The sequence below is a fragment of the Kamptonema formosum PCC 6407 genome, assembly GCF_000332155.1.
Taxonomy (GTDB): domain Bacteria; phylum Cyanobacteriota; class Cyanobacteriia; order Cyanobacteriales; family Microcoleaceae; genus Kamptonema; species Kamptonema formosum.
This window is the reverse complement of record NZ_KB235907.1, coordinates 50,687-51,443: the sequence shown is the minus strand read 5'-3', so window position 1 is coordinate 51,443 and position 757 is coordinate 50,687. Positions and strand designations below refer to the sequence as shown.

Here is a 757-nt window from a genome sequence, read left to right as displayed (position 1 = left end):
ATTCAGAAAATATCAATTTATTCTCCTAGGAATCAGGAGTTAGCTCAACTTTCGGGCGTGCAGTTGGTGGTGACACTGGTATTAGAAATGAGGGACGCGACAGCTCCTCGTGTCCGAGCAATTATCGCTTTTCTGGGCACGGGAGTTGTCTATGTGCTGACGCAAGTTATTGGACGAGGAATTGGTTAATTTTCCAAGGCTCTACAGTGAAATTGTAAACTACCCGTAAAATACGATCATCCTTTTCAGGTATAACTCCATAAGCAGCCCGAAGCTCCGGATCTTTATCATCTGGTTTTGTTTTGATGGGGGACTGGAGAACTTGCTCGATCCATTCCAATTGGATATTACGTTTGCTCACTTGTTCGGATGCATGCTCAGTTAGCTGGTAACGGAAGTTTTCCATGTTAATGTACTCAACTTTTACAGTCCTCAGTCTTACCTATAAACCCTCGCTCTAATCCGAATTACCAGATTTTCGGATATTCGATAATCTAGCTATTAGGCTATCCGGTTCCGCCCCTTGCTCGAACAGCACCCACACCTCTAGCAACTCCTGCACCAGTTCTGAGAAGTCTAACTTTACCTCCTCTTCTGCCAAATCCAGGAGCCGCCTCTTAACTTGCAGGTGCGTTTTCTGCGAATGTAGGCGATCGCCGCCTCATACTCTGGATCTGATTTTTTCCCTTAGGTCGTCCCCTCGTTTTAGGCGGAGGTAACAGTCCAGGGTCAGGCGTGAGCTCAGCAACTATCCGCT

Annotated in this window: 3 protein-coding genes; 1 reads left to right on the top strand and 2 read right to left on the bottom strand. The window is 46.5% G+C overall.

From position 1 onward, the window contains the following. Positions 1-189, top strand: a 189-nt coding sequence (locus OSCIL6407_RS33190; protein WP_234709980.1) for a DUF3685 domain-containing protein, incomplete at its 5' end; no start/stop codon positions are given. Here the strand turns inward: OSCIL6407_RS33190 and OSCIL6407_RS0129230 are convergent. Both OSCIL6407_RS0129230 and OSCIL6407_RS37515 read right to left on the bottom strand, forming a co-directional pair. Beyond that, the gene (locus OSCIL6407_RS0129230; RefSeq protein ID WP_019488054.1) at positions 167-406 is read right to left on the bottom strand and encodes a DUF4258 domain-containing protein; all 240 of its coding nucleotides are present in this window, start codon (positions 404-406) and stop codon (positions 167-169) included. The two genes, OSCIL6407_RS33190 and OSCIL6407_RS0129230, sit on opposite strands and share 23 nt — an antisense overlap. Before the next feature lie 51 nt (positions 407-457). Beyond that, complete coding sequence (locus tag OSCIL6407_RS37515; RefSeq protein ID WP_234709979.1) at positions 458-601, bottom strand: hypothetical protein; 144 nt, start codon at positions 599-601, stop codon at positions 458-460. Positions 602-757 lie beyond the last annotated feature (156 nt).